Origin of the sequence: Pragia fontium DSM 5563 = ATCC 49100, assembly GCF_900112475.1 — a bacterium.
Lineage (GTDB): Bacteria > Pseudomonadota > Gammaproteobacteria > Enterobacterales > Enterobacteriaceae > Pragia > Pragia fontium.
In genome coordinates, this window is record NZ_FOLW01000003.1 from 141270 (window position 1) to 166672 (window position 25403).

Annotated in this window: 23 protein-coding genes; 9 read left to right on the plus strand and 14 right to left on the minus strand. The window is 47.7% G+C overall.

Annotation, left to right across the window (positions count from 1 at the left end; translation table 11 throughout):
• Nucleotides 1-4 precede the first annotated feature (4 nt).
• Both BMZ28_RS06370 and BMZ28_RS06375 read left to right on the plus strand, forming a co-directional pair.
• Nucleotides 5-421, plus strand: coding sequence for a c-type cytochrome (locus BMZ28_RS06370; protein WP_053007658.1), 417 nt, complete (start codon nt 5-7; stop codon nt 419-421).
• A gap of 66 nt (nt 422-487) precedes the next feature.
• Entirely contained in the window at nt 488-1798 is a 1311-nt protein-coding gene (locus tag BMZ28_RS06375) for a cytochrome c (protein WP_074821639.1), read from the plus strand.
• A 347-nt stretch (nt 1799-2145) separates the two neighbouring features.
• On the opposite strand, the gene BMZ28_RS06380 is transcribed toward BMZ28_RS06375, so the two are convergent.
• Nucleotides 2146-3126, minus strand: coding sequence for a KpsF/GutQ family sugar-phosphate isomerase (locus tag BMZ28_RS06380; protein WP_047782769.1), 981 nt, complete (start codon nt 3124-3126; stop codon nt 2146-2148).
• 240 nt (nt 3127-3366) lie between these two features.
• On the opposite strand from BMZ28_RS06380, the gene BMZ28_RS06385 reads away from it, so the two are divergent.
• The 4 genes from BMZ28_RS06385 to BMZ28_RS06400 all read left to right on the plus strand — a co-directional run bounded on the left by BMZ28_RS06385 (nt 3367) and on the right by BMZ28_RS06400 (nt 8122).
• Complete coding sequence (locus tag BMZ28_RS06385; RefSeq protein ID WP_047782768.1) at nt 3367-4104, plus strand: DeoR/GlpR family DNA-binding transcription regulator; 738 nt, start codon at nt 3367-3369, stop codon at nt 4102-4104.
• Between the two features lie 28 nt (nt 4105-4132).
• On the plus strand, nt 4133-5470 hold the full coding sequence (locus BMZ28_RS06390) for a four-carbon acid sugar kinase family protein (protein ID WP_074821642.1): 1338 nt from the start codon (nt 4133-4135) through the stop codon (nt 5468-5470).
• Complete coding sequence (gene pdxA, locus BMZ28_RS06395) at nt 5471-6472, plus strand: 4-hydroxythreonine-4-phosphate dehydrogenase PdxA (protein ID WP_074821645.1); 1002 nt, start codon at nt 5471-5473, stop codon at nt 6470-6472.
• 150 nt (nt 6473-6622) lie between these two features.
• Nucleotides 6623-8122: a GntP family permease gene (locus BMZ28_RS06400; RefSeq protein ID WP_114987061.1), complete on the plus strand. Its 1500-nt coding sequence runs from the start codon at nt 6623-6625 to the stop codon at nt 8120-8122.
• A 160-nt stretch (nt 8123-8282) separates the two neighbouring features.
• Here BMZ28_RS06400 and torA read toward each other — a convergent pair whose 3' ends face one another.
• On the minus strand, nt 8283-10802 hold the full coding sequence (gene torA / locus BMZ28_RS06405) for a trimethylamine-N-oxide reductase TorA (protein WP_047781963.1): 2520 nt from the start codon (nt 10800-10802) through the stop codon (nt 8283-8285).
• Between the two features lie 12 nt (nt 10803-10814).
• Nucleotides 10815-11975, minus strand: a complete 1161-nt coding sequence (locus BMZ28_RS06410; RefSeq protein ID WP_047781962.1) for a NapC/NirT family cytochrome c — start codon at nt 11973-11975, stop codon at nt 10815-10817.
• 514 nt (nt 11976-12489) lie between these two features.
• On the opposite strand from BMZ28_RS06410, the gene BMZ28_RS06415 reads away from it, so the two are divergent.
• Nucleotides 12490-13146, plus strand: a complete 657-nt coding sequence (locus tag BMZ28_RS06415; protein ID WP_074821648.1) for a DUF4136 domain-containing protein — start codon at nt 12490-12492, stop codon at nt 13144-13146.
• Nucleotides 13147-13515: 369 nt separating this feature from the next.
• Here the strand turns inward: BMZ28_RS06415 and BMZ28_RS06420 are convergent, their stop codons facing one another.
• The 4 genes from BMZ28_RS06420 to BMZ28_RS06435 all read right to left on the minus strand — a co-directional run bounded on the left by BMZ28_RS06420 (nt 13516) and on the right by BMZ28_RS06435 (nt 18282).
• A complete protein-coding gene (locus BMZ28_RS06420) occupies nt 13516-14670 on the minus strand; it encodes an ABC transporter permease (RefSeq protein ID WP_047782766.1) in 1155 nt (384 codons plus the stop codon).
• Between the two features lie 2 nt (nt 14671-14672).
• Nucleotides 14673-15824, minus strand: coding sequence for an ABC transporter permease (locus BMZ28_RS06425; protein ID WP_074821649.1), 1152 nt, complete (start codon nt 15822-15824; stop codon nt 14673-14675).
• On the minus strand, nt 15806-16777 hold the full coding sequence (locus tag BMZ28_RS06430; RefSeq protein WP_074821652.1) for an HlyD family secretion protein: 972 nt from the start codon (nt 16775-16777) through the stop codon (nt 15806-15808). The genes BMZ28_RS06425 and BMZ28_RS06430 overlap by 19 nt, the downstream gene beginning before the upstream one ends.
• A gap of 395 nt (nt 16778-17172) precedes the next feature.
• Complete coding sequence (locus tag BMZ28_RS06435; protein WP_074821653.1) at nt 17173-18282, minus strand: cobalamin-independent methionine synthase II family protein; 1110 nt, start codon at nt 18280-18282, stop codon at nt 17173-17175.
• A gap of 240 nt (nt 18283-18522) precedes the next feature.
• Here BMZ28_RS06435 and BMZ28_RS06440 point away from each other — a divergent pair, with 240 nt between their 5' ends.
• Complete coding sequence (locus BMZ28_RS06440) at nt 18523-19413, plus strand: LysR family transcriptional regulator (protein ID WP_047781957.1); 891 nt, start codon at nt 18523-18525, stop codon at nt 19411-19413.
• Nucleotides 19414-19462: 49 nt separating this feature from the next.
• Complete coding sequence (locus BMZ28_RS06445; RefSeq protein ID WP_074821656.1) at nt 19463-20320, plus strand: DMT family transporter; 858 nt, start codon at nt 19463-19465, stop codon at nt 20318-20320.
• Nucleotides 20321-20484: 164 nt separating this feature from the next.
• Here BMZ28_RS06445 and BMZ28_RS06450 read toward each other — a convergent pair whose 3' ends face one another.
• The 7 genes from BMZ28_RS06450 to BMZ28_RS06480 all read right to left on the minus strand — a co-directional run bounded on the left by BMZ28_RS06450 (nt 20485) and on the right by BMZ28_RS06480 (nt 25069).
• The gene (locus BMZ28_RS06450) at nt 20485-21342 is read right to left on the minus strand and encodes a pirin family protein (protein WP_047781955.1); all 858 of its coding nucleotides are present in this window, start codon (nt 21340-21342) and stop codon (nt 20485-20487) included.
• Nucleotides 21343-21352: 10 nt separating this feature from the next.
• Entirely contained in the window at nt 21353-22345 is a 993-nt protein-coding gene (locus tag BMZ28_RS06455) for a glutathione S-transferase family protein (protein WP_074821659.1), read from the minus strand.
• 145 nt (nt 22346-22490) lie between these two features.
• Entirely contained in the window at nt 22491-22886 is a 396-nt protein-coding gene (locus BMZ28_RS06460) for a DoxX family protein (RefSeq protein ID WP_047781953.1), read from the minus strand.
• 297 nt (nt 22887-23183) lie between these two features.
• Nucleotides 23184-23468, minus strand: a complete 285-nt coding sequence (locus tag BMZ28_RS06465) for a YqjK-like family protein (protein WP_074821662.1) — start codon at nt 23466-23468, stop codon at nt 23184-23186.
• On the minus strand, nt 23465-23860 hold the full coding sequence (locus BMZ28_RS06470; RefSeq protein WP_047781951.1) for a phage holin family protein: 396 nt from the start codon (nt 23858-23860) through the stop codon (nt 23465-23467). Before BMZ28_RS06470 ends, BMZ28_RS06465 begins: the two co-directional genes overlap by 4 nt.
• A gap of 2 nt (nt 23861-23862) precedes the next feature.
• The gene (locus BMZ28_RS06475; RefSeq protein WP_047781950.1) at nt 23863-24174 is read right to left on the minus strand and encodes an ElaB/YgaM/YqjD family protein; all 312 of its coding nucleotides are present in this window, start codon (nt 24172-24174) and stop codon (nt 23863-23865) included.
• Nucleotides 24175-24394: 220 nt separating this feature from the next.
• On the minus strand, nt 24395-25069 hold the full coding sequence (locus tag BMZ28_RS06480) for a DedA family protein (protein WP_047781949.1): 675 nt from the start codon (nt 25067-25069) through the stop codon (nt 24395-24397).
• Between the last annotated feature and the right edge of the window lie 334 nt (nt 25070-25403).

A 25403-nucleotide genomic window follows, 5' to 3' on the forward strand; every position in this document is an offset into this window, starting at 1 on the left:
TGCGATGTTTAGAAAATTGATTCTGGCTTTAAGCCTGTCGCTTTTGGGTACCAGTCTGTGCTTTGCAGATGGTGTTGGCACCACGGGGCCTGGCCAATTTCCAGAACGCACTGGTGATGCCTTGTATCAATCCATATGCCAATCTTGCCATATGCCTGCCGGTGAAGGTGCGGTAGGCGCGGGTCATTATCCACCGTTGGCTGATAACGGGGACCTGATCTCATCGATGTTTTTAGCCGATATCATTATGTATGGAAAACGCGGTATGCCGCCTTTTGGTGGCGTGCTGGATGATGAGCAAATTATGGAATTGACCAACTATATTCGCAGTCATTTTGGTAATGATTACAAAGATAAAATTACTCAGGAGCAGATTCATTTCCTGCGTAAACCTGGCTATGAATATGTTGATATGGACTAATTCCGTTACGATTTGCCCTGATTAGGCTTTCTTATTTTTTGTATTGAAAAGCATGTGAGACCAAAGATGAAAAAATTTATCTTGAGAACCGTTGTCACGCTCATCTGTTGTTTCTTGATCGTGCTTGCTTTTGCGCTGTGGCCGACTAGTACTCCGCCATTAAACGCAGATCAACACGCCTTGGACAATCCCGAGCTGGTTCAGAAAGGACGCTATCTGGCAACATTAGGTGACTGTGCGGCCTGCCATACTCAGTCTGGCTCCGCATTGTATGCCGGCGGTGCAGCAATTCAGTCGCCGATTGGCGGCATCTATCCTCCCAATATCACACCGGACAAAGAAAATGGTATAGGTGAGTATACGCTTGATGATTTTGCCAGAGCGATGCGTAACGGTATTCGTAAAGATGGCATTACCCTATATCCAGCGATGCCTTATCCTTCCTATTCACGCCTAAGTGATGATGATATTACCGCCCTTTATGCTTATTTCCGCTATGGGGTGGAGGCTAACGCAACGCCGAATAAGCCGACTGATATTATTTGGCCTCTTTCTACACGTTGGCCTTTGGCTATCTGGCGTAAACTTTTTGCTCCTGAGGATGTGGCGTTCGATGCCGCCCGCTATCACGATGCTAAAATTGCGCAAGGGGCTTATATTGTCGAAGGACTGGGACACTGCGGTACCTGCCATACGCCTCGTGACTTTACCCTGAAAGAGCAAGGCCTTGATAACTCATCGCCAACCTATTTGGCTGGCGGACAGGTTATCGATGGCTGGTTTGTGCCAAGCCTGCTTAATAATGCGGAAGGGCTTAAACACTATTCAGCAGAGGATATTGTGGCAACGCTGCGTACCGGCCGTACGGCAAAACACGTGGTGATTGGTAGCCCAATGAATGATGTGGTGATCAATAGCAGTTCCATGTGGAATACCGATGATTTGGAGGCAGTTGCTGCTTATCTTAAATCATTGCCAGAGTCTAAGTCTGAAGCTACTGCACCTGTTGCTGTGGTATCTCAAGAAAGCGATCAAGTGCTGAACGAAAAAGCGCGTATGGCCTTTGCCTATCAGAAATCTTGTTCATATTGCCATGAAAGTAATGGGCAGGGAGAGGCCGATATATTCCCTGCATTGGCTGGAAATAACACGGTGCTTGCGCCGAATCCACAGTCAGTCATCCGCATTATTTTGGATGGCTATGATGTGCCAACTATCGATAGTAAGCAGATCCCAATGCGTATGCCGTATTTCCGTGACAGATTATCCGATAAGGAAATTGCCGATATCGTTAATTATATTCGTGGAAGCTGGGGCAATCAGGCATCGATGGTAACGCCTGAGCAGGTTAAACAAATCAGGCTTGAGCATAAGTAGTTTGTCACATTGATGTCTTGAAGCATGGGCTTATCGATTTTGGTTTGCCCATATTACAAACACCTAGGCCGGGAAGGGAACAAAGGTTCCTTTTCCGGCTTATTTTTTTGATTCATACATATTTAATCTATCACTCCTATTAGCCATGATACCTTTATTGTAGCCGGACTTTCGCCGGCTTGCTCTGAGCACCTCCGGGGGGGATAAGCCAGATAGACAGCTCTGAACTGTTCCTGAACTCTCCCTTACGCCTTGGCATGGTTTTGCTTCTGCTCGGGTTTATCTTGACTAACCAGCTTATCCATTCTGTCCTTTATGCCGCAAAAAGTAACATATCTAAATTGGCGTTATAAAAACCCCTTCATCAAATCGGTAATATGTAATATACCGACCACTTCACTTTCATCATTGATCACCGGTAGTACGGTTATCGGTTTAGGTTGATGATTTTCCATCAGGGAAATTGCCTCTGCTGCCAGCTTGTCGTGATGCACTGCGAGGGGATTTCGGGTCATTACACTGGCTACCGGCTGGTGCAGAATTTGCGTATCTTGCGCCAGATGTCGGCGGATATCCCCATCGGTTATCAAACCGATTAATTTACCCGCTGAATCAATCACCGATGTGGCACCAAACCCTTTGTCGGTCATGACGAACAGCGCGTCGGCAATGCTGTTTTCCGGTGTGACCAGTGGGTTTTGTTCTCCGCTGTGCATCACATGTTCAACGGTTAACAGCAGCTTGCGCCCCAGTGCGCCTCCCGGGTGGAACAGAGCAAAGTCATTGGCAGTAAATTGGCGAGACTGCATCAGTACAACGGCCAAGGCATCACCTAATGCCAGTGCCACGGTGGTGCTACTGGTCGGGGCTAAATCCAGCGGGCAGGCTTCTTTATCTACCGAGGCATCCAAGGTGATATCTGAATATTGAGCCAGCGTAGAGTGAGTGTTACCGCACAGGGCGATAATTTGTGCACCGATACGACGAATCGCCGGCAATATATTGATAATTTCCGGGGTTTCACCGCTGTTGGATAGGGCAATCACCACATCATGAGGGGTAATCATGCCTAAATCACCGTGGCTGCCCTCTGCCGGATGCAGGTAATAGGCTGGTGTTCCGGTGCTCATCAGTGTTGCTGCTATTTTGCGGGCAATGTAACCCGGCTTTCCCATTCCGGTCAGAATGAGCCGTCCCTTCATCGTTAGGATGGTTTCAATAGCTTGGCTAAATTGCCCATCGATTCGGTCTGCGGCAACCTGGATTGCCTGCATTTCAGTTGTCAGTACCTGCCGGGCTTGCTCAATAAAGTCCAGATGCTTGTTCATATTCACTCTCGCCAATCCTGCTTAAACGGCCTTTAGCATAACGCCTACGGCATATCCGCTCTATGGCATTAAGCCCGGGTTAACAGAAATTGAATAATCAAATTTAAGAAATTAGAGCTGCTTAGCAACTGTGATTTTATTCTGTGAAAGTGTTAATGGATTCACAGATGCTAAAAATTCACCGGGCATACTTGCTGCTGTTTTCACTGATGTGTGATGTGAGGGAGTGTGATGCTGGAGATGCCAAGATATAAAAAAATATTAGAAATATTAGATAATTATGAAGTCTGCATGATTAACGATCTGGCTCGGTTGTTAGCCGTGTCTCATATGAGTATTCGTCGAGATTTAAAACAGTTGCAGGAGCGAGGGCTGGTTCAACTGGCTTACGGAGGGCAGGTTAAAAAGCGGTTTCTCGAACAGAGCCCGCTTTATGACATCAAAGAAACTCGCTGTTCTGCAAGCAAAAAGCTGATTGGTCAGAAGGCCTGTGAGCTGCTCCAGCCAGATATGGTGGTGTTTATGGACGGCGGCACTACCGTGCGCGAGATGATTCCATACATCCAAGTACCGGTTACGGTGATCACGCTGGATCTGGCGATTGCCATGGCGCTGAATAGTAAGCCTGAAGTGAAGTTGATTCTCTGTCCGGGGGAAGTACTGCCAAAAAATCGAGCCTGCTATAACTCCGAAACCATTCGCTATCTGTCTGAACGTATTACCGATATTGCTTTCATTGGTGCCGATGGCTTCAGCACTGAATTTGGTGCGCTTACCACCAGTCAAATCAAAGCCGATTGCAAATGGATGGCGATAAATCGTTCTGTTCAATCCGCGCTGCTGGTGGATAGCAGCAAGTTGAATATTCGCTGTCGCCATAAAATTGGCGACCTGTCTCAGTTTCACCACCTGATTACCGACCGGACATTGACCGAGCTCTATCCCAATTCCACACAAGACCTGCGTTTGTCCCAATAACACTAATAATAAGATTAAGGAGCACACCATGAAAGTCGCGATTGTTGCCGATGATTTAACCGGCGCCAATGCCACCAGCGCATTGCTGAGTAAGAAAGGGTTTAGCGCCATCACCTGTTTAGAGGAGTTTCATCACTCATTGAGTGATTTTGAAATTGTCTCTTTTTCTACCGATTCCCGTTCCATTCCGGCAAAGGAAGCCTATAGCCGAGTGAGTCAATGTATCGAACAGTTTAAACCTTTGGCTCCGCTGATCAGTAAACGCATTGACTCTACCCTTAGGGGCAATTTGGGGGCTGAGGTTGATGCCGTGTTGGATAATAACCCGGAGCTAATGGCGCTAGTGGTGCCGGTTTATCCTTCCAGCGGACGAATTTGCGTCGGTGGATCGCTGCTGGTTGCTGGCATACCGCTACAGAACACCATGATGAAAGACGATCCTAAAAATCCAATGACCGAATCGTCGGTACTGGAGCTGTTTCGTCAGCAGTCTGAGTATGAACCGTTCCATATCCCGCTGCGGGATGTGTTAGCCGGGGAGCAAGTGCTGGCGGATCGTTTGACGGAAATTTACCGGCAGGGCGGTCGTCTGGTGATCTTCGATGCCACGACCGATCTGGATATTGCCACCATTGCTAAAGCGGCTGAGCAATCGCTGCTCCCGGTATTTTGTGTCGATCCCGGGCCGTTTACCGCCCAGTTAGCCCATTTACGCTACTCCAGCAACCGTACCATGACCAATAAAGTGTTTATCGCCATTGGCAGCGTGTCGGAGCTGACCCAGCGGCAGATCAAAAAATTGAAGTATGACCGTAACGTTTGGCTGGAAGTGGTGGCACCACGCCAGTTGATGGATATTTCCCGTCATCCGGGTAAAGCCGGGCCGTTGGTGAAGATGCTGCTGAATAAATCAGAGCAGTTTGACATTGTCGGAATAGATACGGTGGAAGCGCCGGAGCACGTTTGCGATCTCAATCAGTTGGCGCAGGAATATCAGGTGGATAAATCCGAAGCCAGCCAGATGATCAACCGCGGTATTGCCGAAGTGACGGCTCAGGTTTTACTCAATCGAGAATCGACCTTTCGGGGCATCTATACCAGTGGCGGTGACGTTACCGTAGCGGTTACTAACCGTTTAGGGAGTAAGGGATTCATTCTGAAAGATGAAGTTGAGCCGCTGGCGGTTTACGGTCACTTAATCGGCGAAAGATGTAATGGATTATCGATTGTCACTAAGGGTGGATTTGTCGGTAACGACAGTACGTTAGTCCACTGTATCGATTATCTCAGTACCAAAATCTCGACTTACGATACCAACGTGAACAGAGACATTTCAGTATCTACCGTTATTAATTCAGGAGCATAAATGAACGCAAAACCTTTAATTGGTATTCCTATGGGTGACCCGGCAGGCATTGGGCCGGAAATCGTGGTGAAAACCGTTGCGGCAAAAGAGGCCCATCAATATGGCAGAATGATTATTGTGGGGGATAAACGCATATTGGAGGATGCCGCGAAGTTCTCGAATGTGGATATTGACATTAACCCTATCGGAGATGTTAATGAGGCCATATACCAGGATGGAACGCTGAATCTGATCCAGTGCGGTGAACTGGATTATCAGGCATTTAAACCCGGAGCGATTCAGGGGCAGTGTGGTAAAGCAGCCTATGAATATATCAAAGTCGCCACTGAACTGACGCTGGCCAATCAGTTTGATGTATTGGCAACAACGCCGATTAATAAAGAGTCATTAAAAGCAGGCAAGGTTAACTATATCGGTCATACCGAGATACTGGCCGATCTAACCGGCGCTGACGATCCGCTAACCATGTTTCAGGTTAAAGAGCTGCGGGTGTTCTTCCTGACGCGCCATTTGTCTTTGGTGAAAGCAATTCAGACCTTAACACCGGAGCGGGTGTGTGACTATGCCATCCGCTGTGCAGAAGCGCTGCATAAATTAGGGATTAAAGATCCGAAAATGGCGGTGGCCGGTATTAATCCACACTGTGGTGAGCACGGCTTATTTGGTCATGAAGACGATGACGTTTTATTGCCGGGTATCGAGATGGCGCAAAAAGCGGGCGTCAATGTGGTTGGCCCTAAACCGGCGGATAGCGTATTCCATTTTGCCTTACTCGGTGCGTATGACGCGGTGCTCTCGCCTTACCACGATCAAGGGCATATCGCGACCAAGATGGTGGATTTCCACCGCACGATTTCAATTACCAACGGTATGCCGATTTTAAGAACCTCGGTGGATCACGGGACGGCAAATGATATTGCCGGCAAAGGGATCGCGAATGCCGTTAGTTTAATTGAAGCCGTTCGTTTGGCGGCGCTCTATGCGCCTTATTTCAAAAAATAAATATTAGTCTGAAACGATAATAACCGATCTGAATTACGGTCGTTATATTTAAAAACTAATATAAAAATCATCATATTGTCGGCGCTATCTGACGGAGTTACGCTGTCTGTAATCCGCGAATAGCCCGACCTCGAACGGGCGGTATTGTTTATGGAAAAGGCAATAGAAGCAAAAAGTAATCCGGGTCGAAAAAATAATAAATTAAATTATCTGTTACTGCTGATAATAGGACTGTTTGTGTTCTATTTGGGCAGCATGCCGGATATAGAGCGAAACAGCGTGCGTATGGTTATTGGTTTGATCATTGCGATTACCATGCTGTTATTTATGATATTAAAAACACGCATTCAGGCCTTTCCGGCATTAATTATCGCCTCGATTATTACCGGCTCAATCGGTGGCATGCAAAGCGATGCCATGATCGCGGCTATCAGTAAAGGGTTTGGTAATACGCTGGGACATATCGGTATTGTTATCGGTTTTGGCGTGATGATGGGATCGCTGCTGCAACTGAGTGGTGCGGCGAAAAAAATGGCTCAGACTTTTATTCGGCTATTGGGTAAAGGTCGTGAAGAACTGGCATTAGTGTTTATCGGATTGATTGTCAGTATGGCGGTGTTCTGCGACTCGGCCTTTATTGTGTTAACGCCGCTAGTCAAAGCCATTTCCCGCAGTTCGGGGAAATCGGTGGTGGGATTGGGGGCTACATTGGCCATGGGATTGGTGATCAGTCACAGTATGATTCCACCGGCGGTTGGGCCATTTGGCGTGGTTTCCCAGTTTGGCATCCCGCTGGGGGAATATATGCTGTGGAGTATGGTGTTGGCGGTGCCGATTACCATTGCTGGTTTTGCCTACACCACCTATATCGGTAAGAAGATTTATCAAGTACCCACGGAAGATGGTGAAGGCTTCACCCGTGAACGTTTAATCGCTCACTTTACCGAAGTGGAAGAGGGCGAAACATTACCGGGAACCTTTATCTCCTTTGCGCCGATTTTGGTGCCTATTGTGTTAATTCTTATCTCTACTCTTATTGGTGAAATGCGTTGGAATATTACCTATAAGGAAGAGTGGTACGGCATTCTGGCCAATATGTTTAAAACCATCGGCCATCCGGTGATCGCAGTGGGTATTGGTTTGCTGGTGGCCATTATGGGATTAACCGATGGATTCCCAAGAAAGGAAGTGGTTCATCATATGGAAGGCTCTATTCGCTCTGCCGGCATCATTTTGCTGGTGATTGGCGGCGGTGGAGCGCTGGGCATGGTGCTGCGTGATTCCGGCACGGGTAACGTGATTGCTGAGTATATTGTCAGTATTGGCGTGCCGGGCATTCTATTGCCGTTGACCATTTCAACCTTGATTCGTCTGATTCAGGGCTCTGGTACGGTGGCGATGATTACGGCAGCGAGTATTACCGCACCGATGATCGGTACATTAGGCGTCGATCCGATTATGGCTGGTTTGGGGTGCTCCATCGGTTCATTTATTTTCTCCCACTTTAATGATGCTTACTTCTGGGTGGTTAACCGCTCGCTGGGCGTTACCGAGGTGAACGAACAGATTAAAGTCTGGAGTATTACCTCCACGATTTGCTGGGCTGCGGGTGTGGTGGCACTGTTAGTGGTGAATGCGCTGTTCTTTTAAGGTTAGATGAAGAATAACGCCGGGCATTTACCCGGCGTCAGATTGATGACAAAGTCTTAATACATTTAAACGGAGGGAGACCTTTCCGTTTGGGTCGTAGCAGCTTTAGCTGCCGGAGTGCCAATAGGAAAGGTAGGCCCGACGCTCTCTGTTGCTGAAATTATGCTCCAGCGGGAACATCGTGGGCGGTGTTTTTCAGTACCGGCCCCTGATATTTCTCGATTTCCAACTGCGCCATCTGACCACAGTTACCCTGTGCCAGACTGGAGGAGCCAATATCGAAGGTCAGGCAGTTGACGTTACCGTTTTTACACAGCGATTTTTCTTCGCTCGGCTCTGCCGGATCAAACCATGCCCCTTCGCTGATGCGTACCACGCCATCACGGATATCTTCACTGACCAGAGCACCAACCAGAATCTGTCCACGATCGTTAAACGCGCGAACCAGATCACCGTCTTTGATGCCACGTTTTTCAGCATCCAGCGGATGAATCATAATCGCTTCCCGATCGGCTACCGCATACTTGTCGCGCAGCGGGGTGTTATCCAACTGGGAGTGCAGACGGTTAGCGGCGTGGGCGGTGTTCAGCGACAGTGGGTATTTAGCTGCGACTTCCGCTTGATTCCACTCGTGTGGCGGCATCCAGCTTGGATAACCACGGCAGTCAGAATAGTTCATCTTGGCGATGGTTTCCGAGAAGATCTCAATTTTACCGGACGGTGTTCCCAGCGGGTTAAGCAACGGATTGTCGCGGAAATCGGCAAAACGGATCCACTGGGTATTGGCTTCCGGCACTGGGAAACGCACATAGTTATTGGATGACCAGAACATATCAAACGGCGGTAGTGCCACTTTGGCATCACGCGCTTGCTGTTTCATATCGTCATACATGCCTTTAAGCCACTGGATTTCATCTTTGCCTTCGGTAAAGGCATCATGAACCCCTAAACGTTCAGCTAAACCAGCAAAGACATCAAAGTCATTGCGCGCTTCATTTTGCGGTGGAACACACTGATGCATAGGGAAGACATACAGCTGTGAATAGTCACCGCCCATCTCCAGATCGTTGCGTTCGTAGCTGGTGGTGATAGGAAACACAATATCCGCGTGTTTGGCCGATGCAGTCCAGTAAGGTTCGTTAACTACCACGGTTTCCAGATGCTGATAAGCCTGACGCAGGTTATTGGTATCCTGATGCTGGTGGAATGGGTTACCACCGGCAACATAAACCATTTTCACGTCCGGATAGATGACTTTGCTACCGTTAAAATCAACGGTTTTACCCGGGCTGGTCAGACATTCGGCAATCCGCGCAACCGGAATTGGCGTCGGTGAGTTTTTCGGTGCGTTACCGGCGGAGATACCCGCAACAATGCCGCCTTTAGCCGTTGGGCTACCGCCGGAAGAGTAGTGATAGCTAAAGCCAAAGCCACCACCCGGTAAACCAATTTGCCCCAGCATCGACGCGACCGTTACCAACAGCCAGTGTGGCTGTTCGCCGTGGTGCTGACGTTGGATACCCCAGCCGCCCATAATCATGGTGCGGTTGTTGGCCATATCGCGAGCTAACTGGCGTAGATCGTCAGCTTTGACACCACAGATAGCCGCAGCCCATTCGGCGGTTTTCTCTTCACCGTCGGTTTTACCCAGTAGATATTCTTCAAACTTATCAAAACCTACGGTATAGGTTTTCAGGAAGTCCGGCTTATGCAGTTTTTCCGTTAGCAGGGTATGTGCGATACCTAATAGCATGGCGCTATCGGTATAAGCATGGGGAGCAATCCACTCAGCGTTCAGGAATTTGGCGCTGTCGCTGTGAACCGGGTCGATACTGATCACTCGAGTGCCTTTTTTCTTCAGGGCTTCAAATCCGGTTTGACCGTAGTGATCCGGCACGTTCCAACTGTTTTTCAGGGTGATCATTGGGTTACAGCCCCACATCACCACCAGTTGGCTATTTTCAATCACGTTTGGCCAAGCGGTTTGCTGCTCATACACTTCCATCGAACCGACCACGTGGGTCATGATGACCTGTGCCGCACCGGTTGAATAGTCACCAGCGTAACCGAGGAAGCCGCCGCTCAGGTTCATTAAACGCTGAAGCAGGGTACGGGAGTTATGCAGCATACCAACGCTTTTCCAGCCGTAGGAGCCGGCATAAATAGACTGCGGGCCGTGCTCGGTTTGCAGGCGGGTAATTTGCGCCGCCACTAAATCGAGGGCTTTATCCCAGCTAACCCGAACCCACTCATCGTTACCGCGCAGTTCCGGATTCGCACCCGGGCCTTTCTCCAGCCAGCTTTTACGCACCATAGGGTACTTAATGCGGTTTTTAGCATGTACCTGATGAGGCGCCATGGCGATTAGATCGTTCGGATAGGGATCGTCCTGAATCGCTTGGGTCGAAACCATTTTTCCATCTTGGACTATGGCCTCGAACGCGCCCCAGTGGGCAGCGGTCAGAATACCTTTTTGTGCCTGACGTAAAGCAATAAATTGTGGCAGTGCCTGGCTGATGGCTTCTGCCAACGCCGATTTAGGCCACAGACCACTCAGTAAAGGCAGTGCTGCCATGGCACTGGTGCCAAGTAAAAAACGACGGCGGCTCAGTTTTAAAGGTTGCTGTTCAAAAGCGGCAAACGTATCAACGGTACGGTCGTCGGAATCATATTTACTCATTTTCTGTATTCCTTAAGATTTAGACGGTTGCGCATTTTGCATATCGCTTGCGTGTTTCTGAACGTACTGGGTCAACAGACGCAGCTGTTCTGGCGTTAGGGAGGTGCGCGGAGCCATACCTTTCACGACGCCGATCCACTGGTTGGCATTGAAGCGATCCAATGCGGTTAAACCATGGCAGCCGGTACAGTTAGCGGACATCATATTGGAGGCGTACTGCCAGATTTTCTCTTGATCGTCGATCAGTTGATTTTTAGCTATCCATACCTGAATAGAAGCCTGATGCCAGACTAAACCGGTTTCTGGATCGGTGACGCTGCTTTCGGTTTTCAGATTTTTCTGTGCTTCATCACCCAGTAATACGCTTAGGATGCGCTTACCTTCGGCGGCGTACAGAACTTCACTGACGCCGTCTTGCTGCCAGCCCGCGACGCTAACTAAAACACGATCGCCATCGCGCTGAATCACGTTAACTTCGGTGGAAGGCATCAGGTTACCGGCATTGTGTTCTTCTTTCGCCTGTAGATAGAACGGTTCGGTCGCGATGGTATAAAGTTTAGTGGCGCTATCCGGTGTTTTAGCGGCGGCACTGGAGAGTTCACCGGCGCCGGCAGCGGCTAAGGAACTCATATCCGGCAGAATGTGGGCAACGCCTTTGTGGCAGCTAATGCAGGTTTGGCCTTCTTTAATGGCGGTCGGGTGCTGAATGCGCGCCTCAGGTTTCTGAGAGACGATATCCATGGCTTCAAAACTGTGGCAGGAGCGGCAGGTGGCTGAATCATTCGCCTCAAAGTCTTTCCAAACTTTTTGCGCCATTTCCAATTTATGCGCTTCGTATTTTTCCGGGGTATCGATTTTTCCGGTCATTTCACCGTATACGTCTTTCAGTGCGGCAACTTTAGTTAACAGGTAATCGATAGGTTCGTGAGGAACGTGGCAGTCAGAGCATTCGGCTCTAATCCCCTTGGTATTCTGGAAGTGCACGCTTCCCTGATATTCTGCCAGAGGTTGTTGCATAGAGTGACAGGATACGCAGAAGGCGGTATCGCTGGTTTTATGCATAACGAATGCTGAGCCACCCAGCAAAACAGCGCCAAGAATGATGCCTATGATTAAAATCCATAGCACACCCCATCCGCGCCGTTTGGCTTTCGGTTGATTTAAGTTTTTCATTGCTCGCCTGTTTAATCATGTGATTTTTTATGAAAGTAACTATTCGTCTCACCACGAAAAGTACTAAAGAAAGCCGATAAATATGAGTAATCCTATTTCGGCTGTGGGTAGTGTAGCCCATTTTTCACCAGAAAGAGGTAGGTAACCGTACAGTTTGCAGGGAAAATAAACGATTGCCGTGTTAACCGAATAGAAAAAATACAGATGTAAATATAGTCAATTTGATTATGTATGACGGTGAGATAAACGTAGTTGGTGATTTTGACCTTTTAACAATCGTTGACTGTTGCCATAGGTTGGGCACACCCCCTAAGGGGGGAAATGTACACTGAGCTTTCAGTATTAAAGAATAGAAAAACAAGTAATTATAAATAGATACGTTTACGGTGATTTGTTGTTTTTTTAAGTCAGTGGCATGACTTAAGCCATTAAACAAATATTGCTTTTTACCGAACTAATATTGTATTTAGCTGCCATACTTCATATTAGAAGTTAATAAGTTAGGAGCGTAGCTATGCGTTGGCAAATGATGTTCACTCTACTCTTGGTTGGTGTTCTATCCGGCTGTGCTCATACGGAAAATATCCAGGTTAGCGCGATTGCCGCCGGTGATGATTCCACACAATATAAAAAGTTTGCCATCGTGTCTGATAAATATCAGGCGACTAATGATGACTTACAGTTTGCCGAATATGCTCGTCAAGTGACTGCTGTGTTGAATCAACAAGGGTATGTGCAGGCGCAGAACAGTAAAGATGCCCAGATTCTGGTGTCCTTAAGCTATCGGCTTAGCGCACCGCAAACCCGAACTGATATTGTGAATGTGCCCGTTTACCCAAATGTTGGGCCATTTTACGATACCCGTTTCGGCCATCATCCCTATCCGATACTAGGTTATCCGGTCTATCAACCGATGGTTTACCAGTCGATTATCTATAAAAAACTGGTACGCCTACAAGCAATTGATGCGGTGGTTTACGCTAAAGATAAAACGGTTAAGCCACTGTGGGATGTCATGATTATCAGCCATAATGATAATGACGATTTACGCTATATGTTCCCTTATATGCTGGTGGCTGCCGAGCCTTATATTGGTCGGAATTCTGCCCATAGTATTGAGGTGTCCGTGCCGGAGAAAGATCCTGCGGTGATGCAATTGAGAGGGATGTGATCGAGGGATTGCTGACGATTAATGTGTTTTATCTTTTGCTCTTTCTATTGAGCGCTGGAATTCAGCCGACGTAGCCAATAAGGCTGTATGAGCAGCATGGATAATGAGATGGACGCCCCGACTTTACGGCATCTAAAGTGCCAAAATATGACGGTATAAATGTAGGGATGACAACATAGGTATCATCAAGAGCCCTCTTCCGTCACCAGAATGACGATGAGATATTCATCTGCCTGTGCTGTCATCCCCGCGAAAGCGGGGATCTCGCCCTAAAGCCCTTTACTCGGCCACGTGCCCCACGTTGATTTACTGATAGTGGACGAAACGTTCGCTACCATTAAACGTAACTGACAAGCATATAGCTAACTATCAGGGAGCAGTATGACGGCGATGTCTTCTGGCACTGATAAATCTTCTCAAATGCCCATCTCTCAATGCAGCAACAAGCAAACCTAAACTGGCATAAACCACACCCAGTACCAAGAGCATCATCACTTCAAAGCCAACTTCGCTAATCGATAATCCCATTTGGTTGACGCTGGCAATGGCTTTAGTCGCCCAGGTGGAGGGCAGTAAATGAGAGATAAATCTCACCCAAGCTGGCATGGATTGTAGCGGCCAAATAGTACCGGAAATATAGAACACTGGGGTGGTGACCATCGCCAGCGTCAGATAGATCAACTCAACATTACGTAAACATTCAGTAATCAACTTGGCAAAGCCAAGGGTGGCTAAAATAAATGGAAAGGTGAGCAGTAATATTTCTGGTATGGGGGCCGTCTGTCGGTAGCCCAGCAGCATCGGCCAGACCACGAATAACACAACCGATAAAAATAGCCAGATAGGAATTAACGCTGACAGGCAGCCAAGGTAGACAGGTAGGGGCGGTTTACCCTGTGGTAAAGAATGCAACACGATGCTGGTTCGCGTACCGGCAATTAACAGGGAGTGCTGGAGTAGCATCACCATCAGACCCGGGAATGTGATGGCGGCAAAGCTGATCCCCGGGTTAAATAAATCGACGGTTTGGGCTTTAATCGGTGACAGAATTTTGTCAATTTGAGTCGGCGTAAAGCCATTGTTCATCATCAGCTCTTGATTGTAGGACAAGAGCATGGTGCGGTAGGCTGCCAGAATATCCATTTCTATTTGGCCGTTAGCCAGTCGACTGGTGGCATCACCATAGGCCGGTATGGTGACATTTTCTCCATGGAGAATACGTTTTTCCATGTTGTGGGGTAACACCACCACGGCAAACAGTTTACGACCAACCAAATCTTGCTGTGCTTCTTCCACGGTGTTATAGGTTTTAACCGCGATTTTTGAGCTGGCATCCAAACTACGGGTCATCATTCTGCTGGCGGAGCTGTGATCCTGATCGATTACGGCTACCGGTAAATCCCAGACCGAGTGATTAGCATAAACCAGGCTCATAATGCACAGGGAGCAGAGCAGCATCATCCATAATGGCTTCTCTAACATCCGGGTGGTGATCATCATAAACCCGCGGAAATAGGCTTTCATCATCAGCGAATATCCTCACCGTGCAGCCGTAGCGGTAACCGTTTACGCACCAGAAAAGCGGTTGCCAGCGGATAAAGCACTAACAATCCACAGACATACAGCACTGAAGTTGCGGAAATACCGCGCAGGAAAATATCAAACAGGGCGTATAGCGCATGGGTCAGGGGTTCAATATTTGCGATGATTTGGGCGGCAAGGGGCATCGAAAGCTCGGGCACTGCAATGCCTGAATAAGTCATGGCAATCCCCACCAGCAGACCGATCAAGGTATAGGCGGTAATGATATCTTTGGTAAAGGTAAACAGTAACAGGCCGATACTTTGCGCCGCCATCACATAGCAAAAACCAATGGCCAGCATAAACAGCGGATTACCGTTAACCCGAGCCCCGGAATAGATAACCAGTGCAGCAATTTCCACCATCAACAAAATGGTGTAACCAATGGTATAGGGGGCAAGTTTGCCCATCAGCGCTAGACTAAAGGGTTTAGCTTTAAGCAGCATTTTACGACGGCTAAGTACATAAATGGTACAGGTTACAACGAACAGTTGCAGCAGATGGATAGTTGCCGCAAACAGTTGATAATAGATGAAATTACCGCTGGCGTTAAACAGGCTTTCATACGAAAGGTTCACCTGAGCCAGTGGGGGAAGCGGGTGACCGATTGCGGTCGCCAGAATTTGTGAGTAGGTTTGATTAAGCTCAGATATCAGACCGGGATAGTCCTGAGTTGAATACAGGCCTGCGCCGTAGAATAACCCATTATAATAAAGAACCGGACTGGGTTGACGACCCGCGAGAACGTCCGCCTCAAAGTTATGGGGGATATACAGTAAGGCATAGATTTTAGCCGAACGCAGATCGATTAACGCTTGTTCTATTCCGTCTTGATAGATATTGACCTGCGCGTGCGAACCGGCATCCAAATTGCGGATGATTTTTCTCGATAGCGTGGTGTGATCGTGATCGATAGCGGCAATCGGAAGTTCCAGTAATGTACCGGCAGAAAAGTTAGCGCTGATCAAGGTAAACAGCAGCAGTGGAAAAATCCACGTTAGCCAGTGCAGAACAATGCTGCGCGATCCCGCTTTCGCTTCAACGTTAAATGAGCGGTTAAAACAGCGCCAGCCGGCTTTTAGTCTTCCCATTTCCATAAGGTGCTCATTCCAGGACGAAGCCCTTCAACCGGTTTAATCGGGTAAAGCCGCACTTCAAAAGTTTTTAAATCAAAATCGCCGGTTGCGCGAGTCGCGCGTTTAGTAGCGAAATCGCCCATTGGAGCAATAAACCGAACTTCGGCTTCAAGCTGTTGATTATTCAGTGCCGGAACCTGCAATTTCACTTTATCGCCTTTACGAACGTGAGCCAGAATATCTTCTCGCAGGTTATAGACAAAGTAAGCGTCAGGTAGCCGAATAATGGTCAGTAACGGGCTGGAGGCGTTTAATAGCTCTCCCTGTTCGGCTGGAATGGTACCCACTTCACCATCAACCGGTGCCTTAACCAGTAAGTCATCCTGTTGGACTTTCACCTGAGCCAGATTCTGTTCCGCTTGATGGAGCGCGGCAACAAATGCATCGCGCTGTTCGGAACGATCGCCGTGCACCGCTTGATCTAACTGGGCACGAGCGGAGTTGACCTGTTGAAGCGCAGTGTCTCGGGCTTTTAATGATGAATCCAGCATCGAAGCAGAAACATAGCCTTTAGGTGCCATGCTGAGGTTACGACGGTAATCTTTCTCGGCATTTTGATATGAGGCTTCCGCTTGCGCCAAGGCGGCTTTGAGGTTGCGAATGCTTTCTTCACGGGTACCGTGCATCGACTCTTCTAAGCGTGCTTTCGCCTGATCGCGGGCGGCTTCCAGCGATTTGACCTGTGCATCCAGCTCCGGGCTGTCGAGCTTCATCAGTAGCTGACCGGTTTTGACATCATCGCCGCGTTCAACATAGCGCTCTATTATTCGCCCTTTCGCTTTAGAGGTCACTAATACCTCTGGAGCATCCACCTCACCCTGTAAGAGGATATATTGGTTATGGGCGCGAAATAATATAGCCAATGCAACGACAACGATAATAAATAGTAGCGTAATAATAGATTGTTTCTTCATATCAGATATATCGTCGTTATCATTATTGTTGAGTGTATTGAGTTAACACCGGGCATAATAAATAATAGCCTAAAATTTAGACTAATAACCATGTCTCAGGGACAGATAGATACCAAACGGTGTACGGTACGCCCGTTTGAGGTGGCGGTGTTTTCTTGGTTATTAGAGTAAAACAGGATTTATTCTCTGTGTAGACCTGAAATTCTACCCTAAACCGCCTAATGAACCTAGTTCTACCTTAGCATAAAGTGCTAACTGGCCGAGGTAGAAAGGGGCATTTTATGGTTTTTTTATGATTGTCAGAGATATTGCCGGAATTGGGGAGTCGCCATCCTGGCTGGTACCAAGACGGCATGACGATATTTTGATCTGGAATACTTGTCGGATAATATAAATTATTCCCCCCAAACCTCTTTCGCCACTTCAACCGTAAGTTTTAGCTTATTCCACTGCTCTTCTTCCGCTAGTAGATTACCTTCTTCCGTTGAGGCAAATCCACACTGTGGGCTAAGACACAGCTGATTGATGTCGACGTATTGTGCCGCTTCCTGAATCCGTCGTTTGACGTCTTGTGGATTTTCCAGTTGGCCGGTTTTAGTGGTGACTAATCCTAATACTACCTGCTGGTGCCCAGGCTTAATAAAACGCAGTGGCTCAAAACCACCGGCACGTTCGCTGTCATATTCAAGGAAGAAGGCATCAACATTAACGCTGCCAAACAATAATTCGGCAACGGGTTCATAACCGCCTTCTGAAATCCAGGTGGAACGGAAATTACCCCGGCAAACGTGCAGACCGATAATGAGATCGCTTGGCTTATCCTTAATCGCGGTATTAATCACCCATGCGTAGGTCGCCGCTAACTGCTCAGGATCTTCCCCACGCTCGCGAATTTGCTGGCGCTGCTGTTCTGAGCAGAAGTAGGCCCAAACTGTATCGTCCAACTGTAAGTAGCGGCAGCCGGCATCATAGAAGGCATGAATGGCCTGACGATAAGTTTCGGCAAGGTCGGCAAAGTAATCTTTAATATCGGGATAAACCTGACTGTTAATGGCTGCCCGACCCCCGCGAAAGTGCAGCATACTTGGACTAGGGATGGTCATTTTGGGGACTGCATGTTGAACAATACTCTTTAAATAGCGGAAATCTTCCAGCATCGGATGATTGCTGAACCCAAGCTTGCCGGTAACCTTGATGCTACGGGCTTTGGTTTGTACGCCATTGAACTGAATGCCTTGGGCAGCGTCGATACCTTCTACACCATCTAAACCTTCAAGGAAATCAAAGTGCCACCATGCTCGGCGAAATTCACCGTCGGTGACTGCTTGCAGGCCAACGTGTTCCTGACTGGCGACAATTTTTTTAATTTCTTCATTTTCAATTTGTCGCAGCTGTGCGGCATTAATTTCATTACTGGCGAATTGTTGACGTGCCTGCTTTAAGCGCTGGGTACGCAGTAAACTACCTACGGTATCCGCTCTAAATGGGGGTAAAGATTTTGCCATGATTGACTCCTGCTTTATTTAGACGTTTAGATGGCTAAATTGATGGTTTTATCCTGTCACTTGCGCTGAATAAAGACAATTGAATAATTTTCACTGATGATGAAAATTATTCATGTTCTCTGTGATATAGGGTATAAAAAAATCGGCAATGGCTTGATTGTCACTGGACGAGCATAGATTCACAAGCTAGTCTGATCCCCATTATGAGCAATAAAAAACAACAGATTAACGACTAAGAATATGAATAAAGACCGGGCATTAACGCTTGAGGCGTTGAGAGTAATGGATGCGATCGAGCGCCGTCGTAGTTTTGCAGCCGCAGCAGAAGAGCTGGGGCGAGTGCCTTCGGCATTGAGTTACACTATGCAAAAGCTGGAAGAGGAGCTCGATGTGGTGCTGTTTGACCGCTCCGGGCATCGCACCAAGTTTACCCCCGTTGGTCGTTTATTATTAGAGCGAGGCCGTATTCTGTTGGAAGCCGCGGATAAGCTCACCTCGGATGCTGAAGCTTTGTCACGCGGCTGGGAAACCAATATCAGTGTGGTGACCGAGGTGTTGGTTTCCGCCTGGCGGCTATTTCCGTTGGTCAATCGGTTGGCAGAGAAGTCAGATACCCAACTATCGATTACCACTGAAGTATTGGCCGGTGCATGGGAACAATTGGAGCTGGGAAAAGCCGATATTGTTATTGGCCCATCGGGCTATTTGCGCCAGTCCGCGGAAATAAATTTTATTAGTTTGTATAAAGTATGCAGTCAATACGTTGCTTCCCCGGATCATCCTATTCATCAGGAAGAAAACCCACTGGATGACGCTGTTCGCTTGAAGTATCGAGGCGTGGCGATTGCAGATACGGCTAAAGAACGCCCGATTCTGACGGTTAAAGTGTTGGAAAAACAGCGCCGACTGACGGTAAGTTCTTTGGAAGATAAACACAAAGCGCTGGTGGCCGGTTTGGGGATTGGTTCTATGCCATCTGATGCGATTCAGGACGATCTAAAGGCGGGTAGGCTGAAGATTATTGGTAACGATCCTGGTAGTGAAGTTGAAATTATTATGGCGTGGCGACGGGATCAGATTGGTAAAGCCAAAGCATGGTTACTGCGTGAGATTCCAAAACTGTTCTCCTGATCCGCGCTCATAGTATACTGCCTGTCTTTCAGTGATTTCAGGTTGGACTATGACGCGTCGTAGTGCCCTTATTCAAATACATATCGCCGCGCTTCTGTTCGGCATATCCGGTATTTTCGGTAAGCTGATTTTGAGCGGCGTTGCTGTGCTGGTCTTTGGTCGGGCATTTTTTGCCCTGCTGTCATTATCGCTGTTGTTAGTGAAATCGCGCCGTATGCCTTGGCATGGCGTTAGCATGCAACGCATTTTTAATCTGATGGCAATGGGCCTGTTGTTAGTGGCGCACTGGGTGACTTTCTTTCTTGGTATCAAAGTGGGCGGTGTCGCGGTAGCTACGTTGGGTTTTGCCTGTTTCCCCGCTTTTGTTGCCATATTGGAAAGCGTGTTATACCGCGAACAATTGACCCGCACAGAATATACGTTGATTGGTTTGGTTTCCCTCGGCTTAGTGTTGGTTACCCCCAGCTTTGATTTTTCTGATCGTGCCACCGAAGGGCTGATTTGGGGTATTGCCTCAGGCTTTATCTATGCCTTACTGACCATCGGCAACCGTAATGTGGCGGCTAAAATGTCAGGAGTACAGGTTAACTGGTGGGAAAATCTATCGGCGATACTGTGTTTACTTCCTTTTGCCTTTAGCGATATTCCACTGGTGCCGTGGCTGGATTGGGTATGGATAGCCTGTTTGGGGCTATTGTGTACCGGACTCTCCTATAGCTTTTTTATTAACGGTCTGAAAGTGATTAATGCCCGTACGGCGGCGTTAATAATCGCTTTGGAACCGGTGTATGCGATTTTGGTGGCGTGGATGCTGTTCCACGAACAACCTGGACTACGCATGTTACTGGGCGGCGTATTAATTATTTTTGCCGTGGGTTGGTCGACGAAGAAGAAGTCAGTCGGATAGATAAAATGGGGACGTTATATTACGGAGTCGAGAATACACCAGCCCGGTCGTGCGAGATGGTGATATTTTCTCAACATTAGCTACGACCGGAATATCCACAAGACCCAATTTTAAAAAAGGTTTATCAGCCGTCTCAGAAGTTGTATTGCGTTCCTACTTTGGCGCTATGAGATAAACTTACCACTATTGTAATCATCAATCGCCTGTTGGATCTCTTCCACGCTGTTCATGACAAACGGCCCATATTGCACTATCGGTTCATTCAATGGTTTACCTGCCAGCAGCATCACTCGACCACCGAGAATACCCGCTTTGAGATGAACCATATCGCCATCGCTGAGAATAGCCGTTTGATCAAACTGTAGGGTATGGCCGCCAACTTCAATTTCACCTTCGAACAGATAGAGCAGCGCATTAAGACCGGTAGGAATTGGGATATGCACTTCACCGTGGGCTTCCAGTCGAATATCGGCGATCAGTGGTTGGGTCGCTTGCGCCTGAACCGGGCTGGTATACGTATCGCCATCCAGCGTTAAAGAACCAGCAATCAGGATGATTTGACCCTGCTCCAATAGTGAAATATTGGGTAACTGCTCGGCATCGAAATTTTGATAGCTGGGCGCTTTCATTTTCTCGCTGCGCGGCAAATTCAGCCAAATTTGGAAGCCGCGCATTTCACCATCAATTTGTTGGGGCATTTCTGAGTGAATAATCCCCCGACCCGCGGTCATCCATTGAATACCGCCGGTTTTTAATTCACCTCGATGCCCAACGTGGTCTTCATGCAGCATATTGCCTTCCAACATGTAGGTGATGGTTTCAAAGCCGCGGTGAGGATGATCGGGAAATCCGGCGATATAATCTTGTGGATCGTCAGAGAAAAAGACATCCATCATCAGGTAAGGATCCATCCTCTGACCGTCAGTTTGGCCCAGCGCACGTTTAAGGCTAACGCCGGCTCCGTCCTCGGTGGCCAGCGCAGAAAATACCTGCCTGATAGTACGATATTGTTGATTGCTCATTAGGTTCTCCTTATTTCTCAGAGAAGCGGTCACGGCGATCGTGTGGCGCATTAAGATCTTGCTTTGGCCCGATAGAGATAATGCCGGTCGGGTTGATCGTCTTGTGGCTGCAATAATAGTGATGGCGGATATGTGGGAAACTCACGGTTTCCGCAATGCCGGTCATCTGATAGATATCACGCAGGAAGCCATACAGGTTTGGATAATCACTGATGCGCTGATAGTCACACTTAAAATGGGTGACGTAAACCGGATCAAAACGTACCAGCGTGGTCCAGAGCCGCAGGTCGGCTTCGGTTAGCTGACTGCCTGTCAGGTAACGCTGGTGACTCAGAATTTTTTCCAGTTTATCCAGCGCTTGAAACACGTTCTGTACTTCTTCGCTATAGGCTTGCTGCTCAGTAGCAAAGCCTGCTTTATAAACACCATTGTTAACATTGGCATAGATCCAGTCATTCAGACTGTCGATCTCACTGCGTAGCGCGTCAGGATAGTAATCTTCAGGTTTAGCACCCAGACTATCAAATGCGTTGTTGAGCATGCGAATAATTTCAGAGGATTCGTTGCTAACGATGGTATTTTTTTGTTTGTCCCACAACACAGGAACCGTCACCCGGCCAGTATAATCAGGGGCGGCCTTGAGATAGACCTGATAGAGATAGTCAAAGCCAAACAGGGTATCGCCCGTCGCCTCTGCAAAGTCAGTAGCGAATGTCCATCCGTGTTCCAACATTAAAGGGTGTACCACGGAAACAGAGATCATCTGTTCCAGACCTTTTAGCTTACGCATGAGCAGCGTGCGATGAGCCCACGGGCAGGCCAGAGAAACATACAGGTGATAACGGCCAGCCTCAGCCTTAAAACCACCGTCACCGCTTGGACCGGGTTGACCGTCCGCCGTTATCCAGTTGCGAAACTGCGGCGTTGTACGCTTAAAATGACCCTGAGTTGATTTTGTATCGTACCAAACATCCTGCCAGATTCCGTTTACTAACTGTCCCATGATGTACCTCCGCAGATAAGTTGGTGGGTAATAAAGGTATAGCTCAGTTTGAGCGGTAAGTATGGCGATACTCTCTATCGCTCTGATTAGTGCTAAAAATCAATGGGCCGTGCAGGATGTGCACGGCCCATTGGTAAGAAAGGAATTACCACTTTTTCTTCAGTAGGGCGTCGATGCTCCATGCACCTGGGCCGGTGACAGCCAGTAACAGGTAACCGCCAGCAATGGTCAGGTTTTTCATAAACATTAACTGGTTAGCACCTTGTTCAAAGTTAATGTGGAAGATAAACGCGGTCATTAAAGTAAAGAATACGGTAAATAACGCAGTTGTACGGGTCAGAAAACCCAGTAATATCGCCAGACCACCGCCCAGTTCAAGTAAAATAGTCAGTGGTAGCAGGAATCCAGGGACGCCCATAGATTGCATATATTGCTGAGTGCCAGCATACGCATCACCTAATTTGCCATAACCGGCAACGATGAACAGAATCGGCATAAGAACACGAGCAATCAGAATCGCCAGATTATTTACGTTTTTCATTTCTACTCTTAACTCCAGAACCAAAATTGATAATAAATACATTCATTCGAAATAATCATGAATGAACATTGTTTCGTTTCGATGAAGTAATCGTAGTTCAACTGACAAAAACTTGTTAGCGAGAAGAATTGCATAATTAATTCAAAAAAATTGAGCAAGAGAAGGTGCTAAGAGCGCTGGTATATCAAGATTGTTGAGTTCTTCGCTAAAATTATCGGGTGATATCGGCAGAATGCCTCAATTTTACTGTGGGATTGTTGAGCGAGATTAGAAAAGTTAGAAAGGGCGAGAAATGAACTACTTGGCGCTGAGATTCTGTCGAACCAGATTCACCGTTGTCCATATACCGAATGCACGGCGACCCCAAACCATCAGTTTTTTCGGATGACGTAGGCTGACCACCGCCACTACACCAACGCCGATGGCGGCAACTTTGCGATACTTGAATAGCGTGAGCCATCCTCTGTCGATATCGGCGGTATATTCCAGCCACGCATCACACTGTTGAGCCAGTTCAGTGCGCTGCCGAGTAATTTTATCCACCAGCAACGCTTTTTTTAACTCACGTGATTTCTTATTCATTGCTCATCCTTTAGCGCATGGCGATCCAGCTTTAGCTGAGTACGTGTTTCTTTCAGGAAAGTCACGCGTCGAGCTTTTACCATGGTCCAAATACCGACGATTAAGGTCAGCAGGAACAAGGTGCCGGTGATAACAGACAGCGCCAAGACTCGGTATGCAGGATCGATGGCCAGACAGACCAGAATAAATAGACCCATTAAGAAGAAACCGGCGAACAACAGCGTTAAGCCCACCATTATCAGGAGCTGAGTCAGATGGACTTTTTCTTCTTCCAGCTCAACGGCCAGTAATTCCAACCGCGTTTGCACCATGCCGTGTAGCAAAGTAAAAATACGTTGGATGGTGCTCAGGGCACCCTTGCCGGGGCCCTGAGAGGAGGAGTAATTGGCCATGATTAACGGCGCGTTAGCAGAACACCGAGCACTAAACCAACGGCGGCACCAATACCTACGCCGGTCCAAGGTTTTTCATGTACATAGTTATCGGCTTTATCGGCGATCTCTTTGGTTTGATCGACAATTTTTCCGCTGGTTTCCGTTAAGCGCGAACGGGTATTTTTTAATAAGCCTTCAGCTTTAGAACGTAATTTATCTATTTCGGCTTTAGGTTTATCGCCTGAGGAGTGCAGGAGTTCTTCCAAAGTGTCCGCCAGTGTTTCCAGCTCTTCACGAAGTAATTCAGAAGTACTTTCTTTTTGCTGTGCCATTTGGATATATCCTTTATTTTAGCGAAATGTGTTAATAAACATAGCCCATAATCGAGGCTTGTTAAAGGCGAAATTGTGCTGTTCTTGTTGGCGAGGCTAACGGTGGTAGTGTGAAATGATGGCTATTTATCTTGACTAGTCAAAGAGATAACCACCAACGCAATCAGTTTTTAACTACGCTGGTGGTGATGAGAAATTGATGTTGTTACAACGGCAGCGGTTATTCGGATTTATTGGCTTTAGATTCCCGCTTTTTACGCCAAATAACAATGATAGAACCCACTAGTCCTAAGACCAACAGTACGATGGGCAGAAGCACCAAACCTTTCATCAGTTCGTTTTCATAACGGTCGAAGGTTTTTGTGCTACCTAATGCGTAGCCCAGACTGGTTAGGATAACCACCCACAGGAAACCGCTCATCCAGTTAAAGAACTGAAAACGACCGCTGTTCAGGCCAGAAATGCCAGCAAGGGTCGGGAGCAGTGTGCGGACAAACGCCAGAAAACGGCCGATAAACAGGGCCGCCAGACCATGGCGGTGAAACAGATTGTGCGCACGCTGATGATAATGGGAGGGAATGTGGGAAAGCCAGTTTTGCACCACTTTTGTGTTACCCAACCAGTGCCCCTGAAGGAAACCAATCCAGCTACCAATACTGGCGCCGGCGGTCAGAATCACAACGGCTAACGGATAGTTGATGGCACCCTTGGCAACCAGCACGCCTACCAGCAATAACAAACTATCGCCAGGCAAAAAAGCCGCCGGTAAGACACCGTTTTCTAACAGTAGAATGGTAAAAAGTATGCCGTATAACGTCCAGACTAAAGAGGGGTTAGTCAACATGGCAATATCATGATGCCAAAGTGCCTGCCAGAGCGTGTGTATTACATCCATTTCGTATTCCTAAAACATCGGTATAACCGGAATATAGCCCCGGAGGGGAATAAACGTTTGCTAGAGATATCTCTTGCTAAAGTAAGACCTGCATCTGGCATGGCGCATGACCTGAACATCCACAGACTTCTTTTGACGCTAAGTAATCTACAGCTAAATGAGTAAGCCATGGTTAAATTCAGGCTTGAATATCAGTTTTGTTAATTTTTGCCGGTGTACCGTTATGGTTTTGGTTGTATACCGGGCAAAAAGGTGAATGCACTCTACCAAAGTTCAGTATGCTGAAACAGAAGAAATTAAGTATTTTCGCCGTTTCTGAGCTTTATTTTAACAT